The organism is Pseudomonas sp. 43(2021) (assembly GCF_017490805.1).
Classification (GTDB): Bacteria; Pseudomonadota; Gammaproteobacteria; order Pseudomonadales; family Pseudomonadaceae; genus Aquipseudomonas.
The window spans coordinates 1-438 of record NZ_JAFGYJ010000560.1 but is presented as its reverse complement, the minus strand read 5'-3'; the positions used below and the strand labels follow the sequence as shown (position 1 = coordinate 438).

Sequence of the window (438 nt, the reverse complement as noted above, 5' to 3'; positions counted from 1 at the left end):
CGGGCAACCGGTGGTGGTGCGCCGGGCCTTGAGCGAGGAAGGTTTGGTCGCGGTCGGCGTTCGTGGGGTGTTGCGCGAGCAGCGGCTGGCGACGTTTATGCCGCTGACACCCCAGACCCAACCGCAGTCATCGAGTATCGGCCGCAGTTGTTTGAGCGCCTGCATCACCGGCAGATCTCGCTCGCACTCAACCTGACAAAGGGCTTCAGGACTGACCCGACAGGCAATGGAATCCAGCGGCATAAACGTCGCCAGCCGCTGCTCGCGCAACACCCCACGAACGCCGACCGCGACCAAACCTTCCTCGCTCAAGGCCCGGCGCACCACCACCGGTTGCCCGGCCGCCAGCGCCGCGATCGCCCACGCCGGCGCATCCGCCGGCAACTGCGCTGGGGTCATGCCCCAGAGCAGATCGTGGGCCAGGGGCAGGTTCACCAC

1 protein-coding gene is annotated in these 438 nt (G+C 67.6%); it reads right to left on the bottom strand.

The window, feature by feature from the left end; all coding sequences use genetic code 11:
- Positions 1-438 (bottom strand): phosphoribosyl-dephospho-CoA transferase MdcG domain-containing protein (locus J5M71_RS28690; RefSeq protein ID WP_243434403.1); only part of this gene is annotated, 438 nt, incomplete at both ends.